The organism is Mesonia maritima (genome assembly GCF_042433895.1).
Taxonomy (GTDB): Bacteria; Bacteroidota; Bacteroidia; order Flavobacteriales; family Flavobacteriaceae; genus Mesonia; species Mesonia maritima.
On the sequence record NZ_JBHLUA010000027.1, the window covers coordinates 173,463 to 188,294 of the forward strand.

Annotated in this window: 18 protein-coding genes; 13 read left to right on the forward strand and 5 right to left on the reverse strand. The window is 32.7% G+C overall.

Going from position 1 to position 14,832, the window contains the following annotated elements; all coding sequences use genetic code 11:
* Positions 1–3: 3 nt before the first annotated feature.
* From ACFFGL_RS14440 to ACFFGL_RS14465, 6 genes are all read left to right on the forward strand, one after another.
* Positions 4–771 carry a DUF4129 domain-containing protein gene (locus ACFFGL_RS14440; protein WP_309727757.1) on the forward strand — a complete coding sequence of 256 codons (768 nt, stop codon included), beginning with the start codon at positions 4–6 and terminating at the stop codon, positions 769–771.
* Positions 764–1,969 (forward strand): DUF4350 domain-containing protein, encoded by a 1,206-nt coding sequence (locus ACFFGL_RS14445; protein ID WP_309727758.1) that lies wholly within the window; start codon positions 764–766, stop codon positions 1,967–1,969. The genes ACFFGL_RS14440 and ACFFGL_RS14445 overlap by 8 nt, the downstream gene beginning before the upstream one ends.
* Positions 1,969–2,982, forward strand: coding sequence for an AAA family ATPase (locus ACFFGL_RS14450; RefSeq protein ID WP_309727759.1), 1,014 nt, complete (start codon positions 1,969–1,971; stop codon positions 2,980–2,982). Before ACFFGL_RS14445 ends, ACFFGL_RS14450 begins: the two co-directional genes overlap by 1 nt.
* Position 2,983: 1 nt before the next feature.
* Complete coding sequence (locus tag ACFFGL_RS14455) at positions 2,984–4,315, forward strand: DUF58 domain-containing protein (RefSeq protein ID WP_309727760.1); 1,332 nt, start codon at positions 2,984–2,986, stop codon at positions 4,313–4,315.
* Positions 4,316–4,415: 100 nt separating this feature from the next.
* Positions 4,416–4,826: a DUF2141 domain-containing protein gene (locus tag ACFFGL_RS14460; RefSeq protein WP_309727761.1), complete on the forward strand. Its 411-nt coding sequence runs from the start codon at positions 4,416–4,418 to the stop codon at positions 4,824–4,826.
* Between the two features lie 96 nt (positions 4,827–4,922).
* Positions 4,923–5,879 carry a hydrogen peroxide-inducible genes activator gene (locus tag ACFFGL_RS14465; RefSeq protein ID WP_309727762.1) on the forward strand — a complete coding sequence of 319 codons (957 nt, stop codon included), beginning with the start codon at positions 4,923–4,925 and terminating at the stop codon, positions 5,877–5,879.
* 27 nt (positions 5,880–5,906) lie between these two features.
* On the opposite strand, the gene ACFFGL_RS14470 is transcribed toward ACFFGL_RS14465, so the two are convergent.
* Positions 5,907–6,104 carry a hypothetical protein gene (locus ACFFGL_RS14470; protein ID WP_309727763.1) on the reverse strand — a complete coding sequence of 66 codons (198 nt, stop codon included), beginning with the start codon at positions 6,102–6,104 and terminating at the stop codon, positions 5,907–5,909.
* Positions 6,105–6,282: 178 nt separating this feature from the next.
* Positions 6,283–6,741, reverse strand: coding sequence for a DUF4442 domain-containing protein (locus ACFFGL_RS14475; RefSeq protein ID WP_309727764.1), 459 nt, complete (start codon positions 6,739–6,741; stop codon positions 6,283–6,285).
* A 128-nt stretch (positions 6,742–6,869) separates the two neighbouring features.
* Here ACFFGL_RS14475 and ACFFGL_RS14480 point away from each other — a divergent pair, with 128 nt between their 5' ends.
* The 7 genes from ACFFGL_RS14480 to ACFFGL_RS14510 all read left to right on the forward strand — a co-directional run bounded on the left by ACFFGL_RS14480 (position 6,870) and on the right by ACFFGL_RS14510 (position 11,500).
* Entirely contained in the window at positions 6,870–7,388 is a 519-nt protein-coding gene (locus ACFFGL_RS14480) for a DUF4870 domain-containing protein (RefSeq protein WP_309727765.1), read from the forward strand.
* Positions 7,385–7,729, forward strand: a complete 345-nt coding sequence (locus ACFFGL_RS14485; protein WP_309727766.1) for a PadR family transcriptional regulator — start codon at positions 7,385–7,387, stop codon at positions 7,727–7,729. Before ACFFGL_RS14480 ends, ACFFGL_RS14485 begins: the two co-directional genes overlap by 4 nt.
* A complete protein-coding gene (locus ACFFGL_RS14490; RefSeq protein ID WP_309727767.1) occupies positions 7,722–9,476 on the forward strand; it encodes a PspC domain-containing protein in 1,755 nt (584 codons plus the stop codon). Before ACFFGL_RS14485 ends, ACFFGL_RS14490 begins: the two co-directional genes overlap by 8 nt.
* Before the next feature lie 23 nt (positions 9,477–9,499).
* Entirely contained in the window at positions 9,500–10,228 is a 729-nt protein-coding gene (locus ACFFGL_RS14495) for a head GIN domain-containing protein (protein WP_309727768.1), read from the forward strand.
* Between the two features lie 170 nt (positions 10,229–10,398).
* Positions 10,399–10,653 carry a hypothetical protein gene (locus ACFFGL_RS14500; RefSeq protein ID WP_309727769.1) on the forward strand — a complete coding sequence of 85 codons (255 nt, stop codon included), beginning with the start codon at positions 10,399–10,401 and terminating at the stop codon, positions 10,651–10,653.
* A gap of 126 nt (positions 10,654–10,779) precedes the next feature.
* Positions 10,780–11,406, forward strand: coding sequence for an N-acetylmuramoyl-L-alanine amidase family protein (locus ACFFGL_RS14505; protein WP_309727770.1), 627 nt, complete (start codon positions 10,780–10,782; stop codon positions 11,404–11,406).
* A 1-nt stretch (position 11,407) separates the two neighbouring features.
* Positions 11,408–11,500, forward strand: coding sequence for a PLDc N-terminal domain-containing protein (locus ACFFGL_RS14510; RefSeq protein ID WP_309727839.1), 93 nt, complete (start codon positions 11,408–11,410; stop codon positions 11,498–11,500).
* Between the two features lie 55 nt (positions 11,501–11,555).
* On the opposite strand, the gene ACFFGL_RS14515 is transcribed toward ACFFGL_RS14510, so the two are convergent.
* The 3 genes from ACFFGL_RS14515 to ACFFGL_RS14525 all read right to left on the reverse strand — a co-directional run bounded on the left by ACFFGL_RS14515 (position 11,556) and on the right by ACFFGL_RS14525 (position 14,819).
* Positions 11,556–12,050 carry a DUF4168 domain-containing protein gene (locus ACFFGL_RS14515; RefSeq protein ID WP_309727771.1) on the reverse strand — a complete coding sequence of 165 codons (495 nt, stop codon included), beginning with the start codon at positions 12,048–12,050 and terminating at the stop codon, positions 11,556–11,558.
* A gap of 171 nt (positions 12,051–12,221) precedes the next feature.
* Complete coding sequence (locus ACFFGL_RS14520) at positions 12,222–13,118, reverse strand: NAD(P)-dependent oxidoreductase (protein ID WP_309727772.1); 897 nt, start codon at positions 13,116–13,118, stop codon at positions 12,222–12,224.
* A gap of 159 nt (positions 13,119–13,277) precedes the next feature.
* Positions 13,278–14,819: an acyl-CoA carboxylase subunit beta gene (locus ACFFGL_RS14525; RefSeq protein ID WP_309727773.1), complete on the reverse strand. Its 1,542-nt coding sequence runs from the start codon at positions 14,817–14,819 to the stop codon at positions 13,278–13,280.
* Positions 14,820–14,832: the final 13 nt, after the last annotated feature.

Genomic DNA, 14,832 nt, shown 5'->3' on the forward strand with positions numbered 1-14,832 from the left:
TTCATGCGGATTTATTTTCTGAGTTTTTTATTCATTCTTCTTTCCTTCTCCAGTAAAGGGCAAGATTCGCTTACTGTTGAAAAAACCGTTCCGAAAGAAATTTCTTACGATCGGCAACAAAATTTGCAGCCCGTAAAATTTAATGAAGAAAAGTTAGAAGAATATAAAAATGAAGATGAATTCGATTACCTAAACCAAAATACTGAATTAAATTGGTGGCAAAAATTTAAAAACTGGCTCGGAAATTTATGGCAATCATTTATCCATTGGCTCGTAGGCGATTATAAACCAGGAAGCTTTATTGCTAATTTTATACAAATTGCCCCTTATCTTATAATCGGTTTAATTTTAGGCTTAATTATTTGGCTATTTATTCGGTTAAATCCTGCGATGCGTTTCACGAAAAAAGGAAGTAAACCCGAAGTTTTTCTTTCTGAAGAAGAACGCATTATTGCTGAACAAGACATTCCGACTTTGATTAAAGAAGCCTTACAAGAAAAAAATTACAGATTAGCCATTCGGTATTATTATTTACTGATTTTAAAGGAATTAAAAGAGAAAAAAATTATAGATTATCAATATCAAAAAACCAATCAAGAATATTTAACTGAAATTGAAACTTCAAGTTTACGAAGCGATTTCAATCAGATAACGCGTTTATACGATTTTATTTGGTACGGAAGTTTTCCCGTAAACGAACACGATTACAGCGTTGCAGCAAAAGTTTTTCGGCATATGGAAGAACAATTAAAACAGCAATCGAATGAGTAAAAACTATAAAATTACACTCGGCTCGCTTATTTTGTTGCTCGCGCTTTTGGTTTATTTTGAAGCAAGTAAACCCGAACCCGTCAATTGGTTTCCTTCGTATTCAGAAAACGATAAAATTCCGCTAGGAACCTATGTTTTTTACGAAAATCTTTCAGAAAAAGCGGACGATTTACGTCCGATGGAAAAACCGCCATATACCTATTTAAATGACAGTTTAGAAAAAGGAACTTATTTTTTCATTTCCCACAGTTTATATTTTGATAATGCTGAATTAAACGAATTATTAAATTGGGTTTCTACAGGAAATACAGTATTTCTCGCCGCAAATGATTTTAAAGGAAAACTACTCGACACTTTACATATTGAACAACGCGCACGTGTTCAAACTAGCGATTTAGAAAGTCACCCACATTTTAATTTGGTAAATCCTGATTTAAAAAACGCTGAAGCATTTGAATTTTCGCATGATAAAAATTTTATGTTTTTCCGTGAAATCGACACCGCTTCGCAAACCGTTTTAGGCGTTGGAAATTTAAAAGATGAAGACCAAAATGTTATAAAAAAACCGCTGGTTAATTTTATAAAAGCGCCTTTTGGAGAAGGGAAAATTTACCTGCATTCTTCACCGGAAGTTTTCAGCAATTATTTTCTTCTAACGGAAAAAAATTATCAATACACCGAAAATTTATTGGCTTATCTCGATTTAAAGCAACCACTTTTTTGGGATAAAAATTACAAGCTAGGAAAAACCATTCATACTTCGCCACTTTATATTTTATTGAACAGTAAATATTTAAAATGGGCGTATTATTTTACAATTATCGGGGTAATTTTATTCATCCTTTTTGAAGGAAAACGCAAACAAAAAAGCATAAAAGTCGTTAAGCCATTAAAAAACCAAACCTACGATTATACCCGAACTATCGCAGGAATGTATCTCGATAAAAAAGATCATAAAGCAATAGCTGACAAACAAATTGACTATTTTTTATATTTTATACGAACAAAATTACGAACCGATACGCATCAACTCGATCAAGATTTTTATAACACGCTTGCTGAACGAACAAATTATACGGTAGAAGAAGTAGAATCACTTTTTCAGTATATAATTAACATTCAACAGCAAAAGCAAATCACTAAAAATGAATTGATTGAATTGAATAAAAAAATTACTTCATTTAAAAAGAACGCCTAATGGAACAAGAACATAACAATACAGCTGAAAATTCTTCAGAAGAAAATTTAAATTTCAATAATCGAATTCCGCTTGACGATTTAAAAAATTCAGTTGAACGTTTAAAAACCCAACTTGCCAAAGTAATTGTAGGACAAGAAAATTTTGTAGAATTATTAATTGTAGGTTTATTAGCAAATGGTCACGTTTTAATTGAAGGCGTTCCGGGAATTGCCAAAACCGTAACCGCAAAACTTTTCGCTAAATCTATAAAAACAGATTTTAGTAGAATTCAGTTTACGCCCGATTTAATGCCAAGCGATGTTTTAGGAACTTCCATTTTAAATAATTCTTCTGAATTTGAATTTAAACCGGGTCCTATTTTTTCTAACATCGTTTTAATTGATGAAATAAACCGTGCTCCGGCAAAAACGCAAGCTGCTTTATTTGAAGTAATGGAAGAACGCCAAATTACCATCGATGGAAACGAGTATAAAATGGATCCGCCATTTATGGTATTGGCAACGCAAAACCCGATTGAACAAGAAGGAACGTACGCGTTACCCGAAGCGCAATTAGACCGTTTTATTTTTAAAATTAAAGTAGATTATCCTTCGCTAGAAGATGAAGTAAAAATTTTGCAAAGTCATCATGAACGCAAAGAAATAAAACCAACCGAAGTTATTGAACCGGTTTTATCACCAGAAATTCTCAACAAGTTTAGAACACAACTACACGAAATTGTAATTGAAGAAAAAATTGTAAATTATATTGCGCAAATTGTAACCAAAACCAGAAATCATCCGCATTTATTTTTGGGCGGTTCGCCGAGAGCTTCCATTGCGATTATGAATGCCGCCAAAGCTTATGCTGCCATTAACGGACGTGATTTTGTAATTCCGGAAGATGTAAAGAAATCGTTGAATCCTGTTTTAGGACATCGAATTATTTTATCGCCAGAACGGGAAATGGAAGGGATGAAAACGGAAGATGTTATTGAAATGATTACCAAATCTATTGAAATTCCGCGTTAACGTGATCAAGTTTTTTAAATCTCTTTATTTACATCAACGTTTTTTCTATATCGTTTTTGGGCTTTCCATACTATTTTTGGTTTCCTATTGGTACAAACCACTCTATAGTTTTGCTTGGCTAGCGGTATTGGCATTTTTTTTATTATTTATTGCCGATGTTATTGCGCTTTATAAAACAAAGGCTTTTAAAGCTGAAAGAGTTTTACCTGAAAAATTTTCGAATAGCGATTCTAATCCGGTAATCTTAAAGCTAAAAAATGAATATGCTTCACAGATTTCAGTGGAAATAATCGATGAAATTCCGGTGCAATTTCAAAAAAGAGATTTCTTAAAAAAAATTACGTTAAAAGCGAAAGCGCAACAAACTTCAGAATATAGTTTACGTCCGGTGAAACGTGGCGTTTATACCTTCGGAAAATTAAATTGCTATATTTCTACAAAACTTCAGCTTGCAAAACGACGCTATATTTTTCAAGATCAACAAGAAGTAAAAGTTTACCCGTCGTTTATTCAGATGAAACAATATGATTTTTTGGCGATTGATAATAGAATAAGTCAATTAGGCTTAAAAAAAATTCGTCGAATTGGTCATACCATGGAATTTGAGCAAATTAAAGAATACGTTCAAGGCGACGATATTAGAACCATAAATTGGAAAGCCACCGCAAAACATCGCGATTTAATGGTAAACCAATATCAAGATGAAAAATCGCAACCTATTTATTCGCTTATCGATACCAGCCGCGTGATGAAAATGCCTTTTGAGGAATTAAAATTGGTAGATTACGCTATAAATAGCACGTTAGCATTTTCGAATATTGCGTTAAAAAAAAATGATAAAGTGGGGATGCTAACTTTTTCGCATCAAATAAAGAATTTTCTAACGGCAAATAGCAAAAAAACCTATTTGCATACGATTATGGAAACGCTTTATAATATTGATAGTAAATTTTTAGACAGCAATTTTAGTTTACTTTACGCGCATATTCAACGTAAAATCACGCAACGAAGTTTATTGTTGCTTTATACAAATTTCGAACATATTTCAGCCTTAAAAAGGCAACTTCCGTATTTAAAAGCGATTGCCAAAAAACATGTGTTGGTCGTCATTTTCTTTGAAAACACCGAGTTGGAAAATCTTTTAAATTATGAAGCCGACAAAATTGCTGAAGTTTATGAGCAAACCATCGCGCATCAATTTAAAAATGAAAAAGAAATGATGGTAAAAGAACTACAAAAACACGGAATTCAATCGATCTTAACTCCGCCAAAAGATCTTACCGTAAATACCATTAATAAATATTTGGAAATAAAATCACGCGGTTTGCTTTAAAAAAACAGTTCAGCAATCAATTTCAACAACTTAGTAAGTTCTATTGGATTAAATATTTACTGTAGCGTTACATTTACCTTAAACTTAAAAATTACAAATTATGAAAACGCTATTTTTACTTTTAATGATGGCTTGTGCAAAAATTGTAGTAGCGCAAGAAACTTCAACTGTAACCATTACTATCGAAAATATTACCAACGATAAAGGTGAAATTCTTTTAGGAATGTATACCGAAGACAATTTTCTAAAAGCAAAACCCGATTTTTCTAAAACTGCTGAAATAAAAGATGGAAAGGCTACGGTTATTTTTGAAAACGTACCACGAGGAACGTACGGAATTTCTTGTTTTCACGATGAAAATGGAAACGACCAAATGGATTTTGAAGCGAATGGAATGCCAAAAGAAGATTACGGAATTTCTAATAACCCTACACTTTACGGTCCACCAGAATGGAATGATGCAAAATTTGAAGTAGATGAAAATAATGAAAGCGTAAGTATTCGGTTTTAAGATATTTTATTTATCACTATAGATTTTACCAAAGTTTTAGCAAAAGTTTAATAGATAATGTTGATAGTATAGGTAACTTTGTAAAAAAGTTTATCTATGACGATTACCCAACTGCATTACGTATTAGCGGTAGCAGAACATCAGAATTTCACCAAAGCGGCTCAAAAAGTGTTTGTTACACAGCCCACGTTGAGTATGCAAATTCAAAAGCTTGAAGAAGAATTGGAAGTTCAAATTTTCGACCGTACCAAAAAACCAATAGAACTTACTGAAGTCGGAAAAAAAATTGTTGAGCAAGCTAGAAATATTGTAAATGAGAGTGATCGAATTCAAGATATTGTAGATCAGCAAAAAGGCTTTATTGGCGGAGAATTTAAAATAGGAATTATTCCCACCATTATGCCTACACTTTTACCGATGTTTCTTAATAATTTCACGAAGAAATTTCCGAAGGTAAAATTAAAAATTGAAGAACTTCATACCGAAGCAATAATTGAAAAATTACAAGATGGCCATTTAGATGCCGCCATTGCCGCGACTCCTTTGGAACAAGAAAATTTAAAAGAGCGTGTTTTATATTATGAGCCTTTTGTAGCCTATATTCCACCAGGACATCGATTAGCGAAGAAAGAAAAATTGATCGCGGAAGATTTAGATGTAAATGATATTTTACTTCTAGAAGACGGTCATTGTTTTAAAGAAGGAATTTTAAATTTATGTAAATCGAATAAAAACGATTCAGACAATAAATTTCAGTTAGAAAGTGGAAGTTTTGAAACGCTCATAAAATTATCTAATGAAGGTTTAGGAATGACGCTTTTACCTTACCTCCATACTTTAGATATTCGCTCTCCGGAAAAAGAAAATTTACGAATGTTTAAAGATCCTGTTCCTGCTAGAGAAGTAAGTTTAATTTACAGTAAAAGTGAATTGAAAATTCAAATTATAGATGCGCTTCAAAAAGTAATTGCAGGTGTTATAAAAGGAGCGGTAACTTTTCAAAACGTCAATATCATTAGTCCAATAAATGAAAATAAAAAAAGCATCAAATAAATTTTTGATGCTTTTTTCTTTTTTAGATTATGTGGTTAAATAAATAAGCGACTTATTTAAATCTGGGTTTTGTCGCGAAAGTATCATAATAAACTCTCTTAATTCATCTAATTCGTATGGAAGAAGACGGGTAATAGCTTTTTCAACTTCTTTACAGAAAAGTGTTGCGTCAAAGCTTACTTTTTTAAGTACTAATTTAGTGTACTCAAACATAGCTCTCGCCATAGGTCAATAATTTATAGTTAGGTTAGGTAGAGTTGTTTCTATAGGTTGTTTTTTTAATTCTGATCTAATTTAAGCAAAAAATAAATTAGTTTAAAGGTTTCACGTGATGTATTTGTCAACATTTAACAAAGCTTATGTTAAAAAGCTAACATTTGTTAATGTTTAGTGAAATAATCCACTAATATTTAGCTTTTAAAGTCCAATTAAAATTAAAAATAGCCACTACTTCACCCGCTTCATTTTTTCCGATACTTTTTAATTCACAAAGTCGACCTTCAGCTTTATTTTCAACTACTTTTTTAAGCGTTTCATGTAGTTTATTTCCATCTTCACATGTAAATGAAATTCTGCCAGTTGCTTTTTTTAAAAATTCTGCATTCATGGAAGCCACTAACATCGAAATTTTTTCAGGTTTCTCTTGAATAGCTTGCATTACCAACGCTCCAGTACTTAATTCTGCCGCCATAGCTTGAACCGCAAAATACATCGATTTAAAGGGGTTTTGGTTTATCCATCTAAACTTCACTTCTACCCTACTTTTTTCAGTAGAAATCTCTTTTAACCGAACGCCACAAAACCAAGCTGAAGGTAGTTTTAAAAGCAAGTAATTATTAATTTTAGTTGGCGTCAATTTCATATAATTTCTTTTATGAAAGATACTATTTTATAAAACCACTATTCTCTTAAATATTTGTTAATATTTAGTACTTTGTATTGCATAATACCTTTTTAAAGATATATATTTGTAGTACAAAATAATGTTTTATGCCTTCTAACGATAAAAATTTATTAGCTGCGGCTACTCATTTCTCGACATTCTCCAAATATTTTATTCCATTTGGACAATTTATTCTGCCACTTATAATTTGGATCTCTAAACGAGATAATAAATTTATAGAGCAAAACGGAAGAGAAACAATTAATTTTCAACTTAGCGTTTTTATATATTTTATAATCCTTACTTTTTTGGCACTTAGCGGTGCGTTAATCTTAGGATTTTCTTTTGCCCATATTGAAGAGTTTTATATTTCTAATAACAGTATTTCGGTAGCAGAACCCTTTCAACTAATAAATAGTCCGCTATTAATTTTTCTACTGGTAATTTTAATTTTAGCGCTTGGGTTATTCTTACTCGATCTAATTTGCACATTCACAGGAACCATTAGAGCCGGTGAAGGAAAAGAATATCGTTATCCATTAAGTATAAAATTTATTTCATCACCACATCAATCATCATCATCAAAAAACGAACAGTTTAACCCTAACAAAAATCAGGTTATATGAAAATTGAAAACACCAAAGCGCAAATGCGTAAAGGCGTTTTAGAATATTGCATCTTATCTATTTTAAAAGATAACGATGCTTATGTAGCAGAGATTCTAGAAACGCTTAAAGATGCCAAACTATTGGTGGTCGAAGGTACAATTTACCCTTTGCTCACGCGCTTAAAAAATGCGGGATTACTTAGTTATCGCTGGGAAGAATCTACTAGCGGACCGCCACGTAAATATTACGGACTTACAGAAACCGGACAAACATTTTTAACCGAATTAACCGGAACTTGGAACGAACTTCAAAACGCAGTAGCTGTTGTAACACAATCAAAAAACGGAACTCATGAATAAGACAGTTAATATAAACTTAGCAGGAATATTTTTTCATATAGACGAAGACGCATTTTTAAAACTAAAAAGCTATCTCGATGCAATAAAACATTCATTTACCGACGCACAAGGTAGAGATGAAATAATTCATGATATCGAAGCTAGAATTGCTGAATTATTTACTGAAAAAATTGAAAACGAACGACAAGTTGTTACCATTAAAGAAGTTGAAGCCGTTATCGACATAATGGGACAGCCCGAAGATTATAAAGTAGACGACGATATTTTTGAAGACGATTTTACGCAACAAGAACCCACAGCTAAAAATCGACCAAAGAAACTATATCGTGACACCGATCATTCTTACATCGCTGGTGTTTCTTCCGGTTTAGGGCATTTCTTTAAAATAGATGCCATTTGGGTTCGAATTCTTTTTATTCTCTTTACGATTGCCACTACCGGCGGATTTATTTTCATCTACCTTCTTTTCTGGATTTTTGTTCCCGAAGCCACTACTACCGCAGAAAAATTAGAAATGCGTGGAGAACCAATTAATATTAGCAACATAGAGCGAAAAGTTAGAGAAGGTTTTGATAATGTAACCGGAAAAGTAAAAGATGTAGATTATAAAAAATACGGCGATAAAGTTACCAATGGCGCTGGCGGATTTTTTAAAACACTTGGAAATTTCATCTTAACCTTACTTAAAATTTTCGTGAAATTTATTGGAATTCTTATTCTCTTATTTGCCGGTTCAGGCTTAATAAGTTTAGTGTTTGGCATTTTAAGCGTAGGAACTTTCGGAATTTTTGAAGCTTCTTGGATAGATTATGTAGAACTCGCAAATATTGGCGTTCCTTTTTGGCTAGCCTGTTTACTTTTATTTTTTGCAGCCGGAATTCCGTTATTTTTCCTTTTCATTTTAGGATTAAAAATCTTAGTGAATAATTTACGTTCCATTGGAAATCCGGTAAAATTTGTATTGCTAGGTATTTGGCTAGTTTCAATTTTCGTTATTTCGTTCTTAGGAATTCGTCAAGCTTCAGAACGCGCTTTCGATGGACACGAAACCATTTCTAAAGAACTTCCTATTTCAGTAAATGATACGCTTTTTGTAAAAATGCGCGGAAGCGATTATTTTGGAGAAAGTGAACGACGAAGCAGCGATTTAAAAATTCGGCATACACAAGATGGTGAAAAAATTATTTACTCTAATGATATTCGCTTAATTGTAAAATCTACCAGAGAAAGTTTTGCTTCCGTAGAAATTACAAAATCTGCTGAAGGAAAAAGCGATCAAGCGGCTAGAAAATTTGCTGAAGAAATTGCTTATCACATCAATTTTAATGAAAATACACTTTCGCTAGATGATTTCTTTACCACGCCGGCAGAAAATTCTTTTAGAGATCAGGAAGTAGAAATTACACTTTTCTTACCGGTGGGAAGCACTCTTTTTGCCAATGAAAATACCTATAGTTATCATAGAAATTACGATTCGTACAACGATATTTTAGAAAACGGACAAGAAGAACATTATTTAGAAATTCTTCATCAAGGTATAAAATGTAACGATTGTCCAGTTGAAGATGAAAAAGATTTTTTCAATGAAAATAGTGATACTGAAATCATTCAGAAAAAAGTAGAAGTAATCGATTCAACTACAATTAATACTAATGAAGAAAGTGAAAATGATAGCGATTGGTATCAAAAACCAACTCAAGATTCAATACCAAAAAATATTCAAAAAATTCAATCAAAAATCAAATAAATAACTTTTAAAATTAATTTATTATGCTAACCACACTTACAAAAATAATCGTCACAACCGCATTAAGTTTTTTAGCTTTTTCGTGTAATGTGAGTTTTAATGGAACTGAAGGAAAAGGAGCCGTAACTTCTAAAAATATTCCTATCACCGAATCGTTCACAAAAATTTCAGCGGAAAAAGGCTGGGATGTTATTCTAGAAAAAGCATCAACTGCTGAACTGGAAATTCATGCGCACCAAAATCTAATCGATATTTTTGAATATAAAGTTGAAGACAACACGCTTATCATTTCAGCAAAAAATAATATCGGTTCGGCAGAGCGCAAAGAAATAATTGTTCATTATACTGAAAATTTGCAACGAATTAAAGCTTCCAGCGGAACCGAATTAACTTCTAGAGAAATGATAGAGCAAGAAAATATCGAGCTAAAAGCTAGCAGCGGTGCAGAAGTTTCCTTAGAATTAAAAACAGCATCAGCCGAAATTGAAGCTTCCAGCGGAGCTGAAATAAATTTACAAGGAACGGTAATTAATTGTAAGGCAAACGTTTCTAGCGGCGCAGAAATTGAAGCCAAAAAACTACGCACGAAAACAGCAAATCTAAAAGCTTCGTCCGGTGGAGATTTAGAAATGAGCGTAGAAAAAGAAATTACAGCTTCATCTTCTTCCGGCGGAAGTATAGATTATTACGGAAATCCGGAACAAAAAAATATAAAAGAAAGTACTTCTGGAGGAGATATAAGTCAAAATTAAACTAACTCTGCTCAAGCCCAGGAGAGATTCGTTAGTAACAAATTTTCAAATTCGAGATAAACCGCTGGTTATTAAACCTTTTAGAGGTGCAATAAAACAGCAAACAGCTATAGGTTATTTAAAAACTTAACTGTAGTTTTACAGCTTAACAATCTATTAAATTAATTATTATGAAAAATCTAGTAAAGTTTTTTGCTTTCTTATTTATTGCTGCTATTAGCTTAACTTCTTGTAGAGATGAAGAGAAAAAAGATGACGATACTACTACTGTAGAAGGAGTAGAAATGGAAAACGACGCTGAAATTAAAGTAAAAGACGACGGAGAGAAAATAAAAATGGAAGACAGCGAAAAAGAAGTGAAAATTAAAAAAGATGAAGAAGGAAATATCGAAAAGAAAAAAGTAGATATGAAAGACGAAGAATAGTTTTTCATTTTTCCAAATTCTAAAAACGATCTAAAGCTTGAATAATTTCTTGTTTTAGATCGTTTTTTATTTATACAATTTTATAGAAACTTCTTACGTTATTTTATAAACCAAAACTTAAAACCAATGAAAAAATTAAGTCTTATTACCTTCGGTGTAATTGCATTTTTTGCTGTAGTAGCATTTTCAACTTCAAAAAAAACAACTTCTAATGAACCCTTAAAAATTGTAATCGATGCTGGTCACGGCGGAAAAGATTTGGGAACCACAGATGAAAGTATTCTGGAAAAAAATATTACGTTAAAACTTCTTCAGAAAATTAAGAAACTTCATAATACTAAAGATTTCGAATTAATTTTCACAAGAGAAAACGATGAGTTTATTTCTTTAGAAGAACGGGTGAAAATTGCTAACAAAAACAACGCAGACTTTGTAATCTCACTTCACGTAAACGCGAGCAACAACAAAAACGATAATGGAATTGAAGCCTATACAAAAACAAACAATACTGAACAAAAAACAATAAGTTTTGTTTCTTCTCTAGTTACAGAGTTGTCGTTTAATAATTCTCCTTTACAAAAAACAGAAATGAGGAAAGCGAATTTTAAAATTTTACGTGACAGTAAAGCTCCGGCAGTTTTATTAGAATTAGGTTTTATCTCTAATCCTCAAAACAAAGCTTATATTACTTCAGAAAAAGGACAGGAAGAAGTAGCAGAAGCAATTTTAAAAAGTCTCAAAAAAATGAAATAAAATTCTCTGGGTTTTAGTAGTGATATTCTTTAATTTTATAGGTTCACTATTATATTTTACTGTCGGAGAGAAACAGAAAGTCAGAAATTCTTAAACATAAAAAAGCCAGCGAATTCGCTGGCTTTTTTTATGTTTTATTTGAAAAGAAATTATCCTTGTGTATTTCTTTCCATCATAATTTTCTGTAATTTTTGTTGTAATGCTTGACTATTTTGAACAGCCGCTGCAACAGATTGGTAACGCTCCATAGAGAGACCACTGTCAACTACCGCTTTTTCCATATCTTGTTGTAATTCAGGTTGCATTTTTTGGAACTGAGCAACAAGCTCTTGATGTTTTTTCATTTCTTCAGCTGTAGCATCAGATTCTTGATTTGGATTTGCAGAAGCTTGCTGAATTTCTTGAAAACGCTGAACGTCCAATCCTTTATCTTGGATCATTTTCATCATTTTCTGTTGTGCTTGTTGATTTGCCATTTGTACACTTTGGTATGCATCGGCAAACATATTAAGTTCTTTATCAGAAACATCAGCTGCAGAAGTTTCTTCTCTATCCATTTGCGGATTCACTTGCGCAATTAATGATGTTGAAGTCCCAATAAAAAGGAATACTAATAATGTTGCGATTTTTCTAGCTTTAATCATAATCGTTTTTTTCAAATTTTTAGTTAAAAATCAATATTAAGAATTTATATTTATCTAGAAGAATAAATACAATTTAAATCAGTTAAATTTCACAGTTAATTAACAAATTAACCGGTAATGTTCACTAATATAACAAATTAGTTTAAAAAATCCCCCCTCTATATTTTTAGATCAGGAAAGATAATTATTCAAATTTTCAAGCACTTTTTCAGAAAGTCGATTTTGTGTTTCTTTCGACCAACCTGCACTTTTCTCTTGAATGAGAACATTTTTGTGTTGCTGAATTTCTTCAGAAAGCGAATTTTTTGCATCACCATCAAAAAGAGCGTAATTCCCGTTTTGCTGAATCCAACTGTGAAATGCTTTTTCTTCAAAAGGCAAACCCAATGAAGTATTTACAAGGATCTTGCCAGAACCAAATTTCTCAAATTCTTCTTGATTCAACAATGTGACATTTTTTGGTAAATGAATCGAAATTATTTCACAGGTTTCCAATAATTCTGATAATTCAAGATAGTTCACACCTTTCTCTTCCCAAACTTTTTTTCGGGTTTTACTGAAATAATAAACCTGAACTCCTAAAGCTAGCAAGGCTTCTGACAATAATTTGCCTGTAGTTCCTAAACCAATAATTCCTATTTTTTTTCCGCTTAATTCTACCGGCATTTTTTTCCATTGGTGAGTTCCAAAACCGTGTAACAAATCAATTAGCGAAGAAATTACAAATTCAATCACACCAGGATCTCCATAATCAAAAATTCCGGTTACTTTTATTCCTTTTTCTTGGGCGTGTTTTACAGCAACATTCGCAGATTCGTCATCAAACAAACTGCATGCCATTCCTATATATTTTAAATTTGGTGCTTGATCTATAATTTGTGAAGTGATTTCTGTTCGCCAAGAAACCAAAACCGCTTCAGCATCTTTTATTCGGTTAATTATTTCTTCTTCTGAATCTGGATAGTCGTGAAATACCTCAACTTCTTCAGCATAAATATTTAGTTTTTCTAGAGCAGCTGAATTCATTTTAGTTTCATCAACCACCACAATTTTTTTTAATTTCTTCATAGTTTAAAAATAAAAAAAGCTATCTGAATAGAAATGTTTGTCAATCTGAACTTGATTCAGGTTCTCATAGTCATAATTACTCAATGAGATTCTGAAATAAATTTAGAATGATGCTTTCCTCTCCTTCAGATAGCTTTCTGAAATTTTGTAGAAAATGTTTTACAGCGGAATATTTCCGTGTTTTCTGTTAGGTCGTAACACTTTTTTATGTTCTAACATACTAAATCCTTTTAATAATTTTCGGCGCGTATCGCGTGGCATAATTACCTCATCTATAAATCCACGTTTAGCAGCTTCAAAAGGATTTGCAAATAATTCAGCATATTCTGCTTCTTTTTCCGCTAATTTTTCAGCCGAATCTTTTGCGGCTTTAATTTCTTTTCTAAAAATAATTTCACTCGCTCCTTTTGCTCCCATTACTGCGATTTCTGCCGTTGGCCAAGCAAAATTTAAATCGGCGCCAATATGTTTAGAATTCATTACATCATAAGCGCCACCATAAGCTTTTCGCGTAATTACCGTAACTTTCGGCACGGTGGCTTCACTAAGCGCATATAATAATTTTGCACCGTGTAAAATAATTCCGTTCCATTCTTGATCGGTTCCCGGTAAAAATCCTGGAACATCCACTAAAACTAACAACGGAATATTGAAGCAATCGCAAAAACGAGTAAATCGTGCCGCTTTTTTAGAAGAATCTACATCGAGAACACCAGCTAAACTCATCGGTTGGTTAGCGACAATTCCTATGCTTCTTCCGCCTAAACGTGCAAAACCAACAATTATATTATCAGCATAATCTTTATGAATTTCAAAAAATGATTCTTCATCGATAATTCCGTTAATCACCTCGTGCATATCATAAGGTTTATTAGAACTATCTGGGATTAATTCGTCTAATTTCGGACGCAATTCGTCCCCTAATTCATACGGAAGTTTCTCGGGTGTGAATTCGTTACTTTGTGGCATGTAACTTACTAATTTCTTGATATCTTCCAAACAAGCAATATCATTGATTGCAGTTCTATGCGTAACACCAGATTTGGTAGAATGCGTACTCGCGCCTCCTAATTCTTCTGAAGTAACTTCTTCATTGGTTACGGTTTTTACTACGTTTGGTCCGGTAACAAACATATAACTGGTATCTTGAACCATTAACGTAAAATCTGTCATCGCTGGAGAATAAACTGCTCCACCGGCACAAGGACCCATAATCGCGGAAATCTGCGGAATTACGCCTGAAGATTTCACATTTCTATGAAAAATATCTGCATAACCGCCTAACGATTTTACGCCTTCTTGAATTCGGGCTCCACCGGAATCGTTTAAACCAATCATAGGCGCGCCTACTTTTACAGCTAAATCCATCACTTTACAGATTTTTTCTGCGTGGGTTTCAGATAAAGCTCCCCCAAAAACGGTAAAATCTTGCGCGAAAACATAAACCAATCTTCCGTTAATTGTCCCGTATCCTGTTACTACGCCATCGCCATAATATTGCTGATCTTCCATTCCAAAATCGGTGGTTCGGTGGGTTACCAAAATCCCGATTTCTTCAAAAGAACCTTCATCTAATAAATAATCTACCCGTTCTCTCGCGGTTAATTTTTTCTTTTCGTGCTGTTTTGCAATTCTTTTTTCGCCGCCTCCCAAATGGGCTTGCTTAATTTTTTCGTTTAACTTTTCTATATTTTGACTCATGTTCTTTTCAGCT

Excerpts from the sequence above, each read along its gene's own strand:
- ACFFGL_RS14490 (WP_309727767.1), top strand. The coding sequence starts at position 7,722 with ATGAATAAGACAGTTAATATAAACTTAGCAGGAATATTTTTTCATATA.
- ACFFGL_RS14460 (WP_309727761.1), top strand. The coding sequence starts at position 4,416 with ATGAAAACGCTATTTTTACTTTTAATGATGGCTTGTGCAAAAATTGTA.
- ACFFGL_RS14440 (WP_309727757.1), top strand. The coding sequence starts at position 4 with ATGCGGATTTATTTTCTGAGTTTTTTATTCATTCTTCTTTCCTTCTCC.
- ACFFGL_RS14515 (WP_309727771.1), bottom strand. The coding sequence starts at position 12,050 with ATGATTAAAGCTAGAAAAATCGCAACATTATTAGTATTCCTTTTTATT.
- ACFFGL_RS14500 (WP_309727769.1), top strand. The coding sequence starts at position 10,399 with ATGAAAAATCTAGTAAAGTTTTTTGCTTTCTTATTTATTGCTGCTATT.
- ACFFGL_RS14495 (WP_309727768.1), top strand. The coding sequence starts at position 9,500 with ATGCTAACCACACTTACAAAAATAATCGTCACAACCGCATTAAGTTTT.
- ACFFGL_RS14475 (WP_309727764.1), bottom strand. The coding sequence starts at position 6,741 with ATGAAATTGACGCCAACTAAAATTAATAATTACTTGCTTTTAAAACTA.
- ACFFGL_RS14445 (WP_309727758.1), top strand. The coding sequence starts at position 764 with ATGAGTAAAAACTATAAAATTACACTCGGCTCGCTTATTTTGTTGCTC.
- ACFFGL_RS14505 (WP_309727770.1), top strand. The coding sequence starts at position 10,780 with ATGAAAAAATTAAGTCTTATTACCTTCGGTGTAATTGCATTTTTTGCT.
- ACFFGL_RS14450 (WP_309727759.1), top strand. The coding sequence starts at position 1,969 with ATGGAACAAGAACATAACAATACAGCTGAAAATTCTTCAGAAGAAAAT.
- ACFFGL_RS14485 (WP_309727766.1), top strand. The coding sequence starts at position 7,385 with ATGAAAATTGAAAACACCAAAGCGCAAATGCGTAAAGGCGTTTTAGAA.
- ACFFGL_RS14465 (WP_309727762.1), top strand. The coding sequence starts at position 4,923 with ATGACGATTACCCAACTGCATTACGTATTAGCGGTAGCAGAACATCAG.
- ACFFGL_RS14470 (WP_309727763.1), bottom strand. The coding sequence starts at position 6,104 with ATGGCGAGAGCTATGTTTGAGTACACTAAATTAGTACTTAAAAAAGTA.
- ACFFGL_RS14480 (WP_309727765.1), top strand. The coding sequence starts at position 6,870 with ATGCCTTCTAACGATAAAAATTTATTAGCTGCGGCTACTCATTTCTCG.
- ACFFGL_RS14525 (WP_309727773.1), bottom strand. The coding sequence starts at position 14,819 with ATGAGTCAAAATATAGAAAAGTTAAACGAAAAAATTAAGCAAGCCCAT.
- ACFFGL_RS14520 (WP_309727772.1), bottom strand. The coding sequence starts at position 13,118 with ATGAAGAAATTAAAAAAAATTGTGGTGGTTGATGAAACTAAAATGAAT.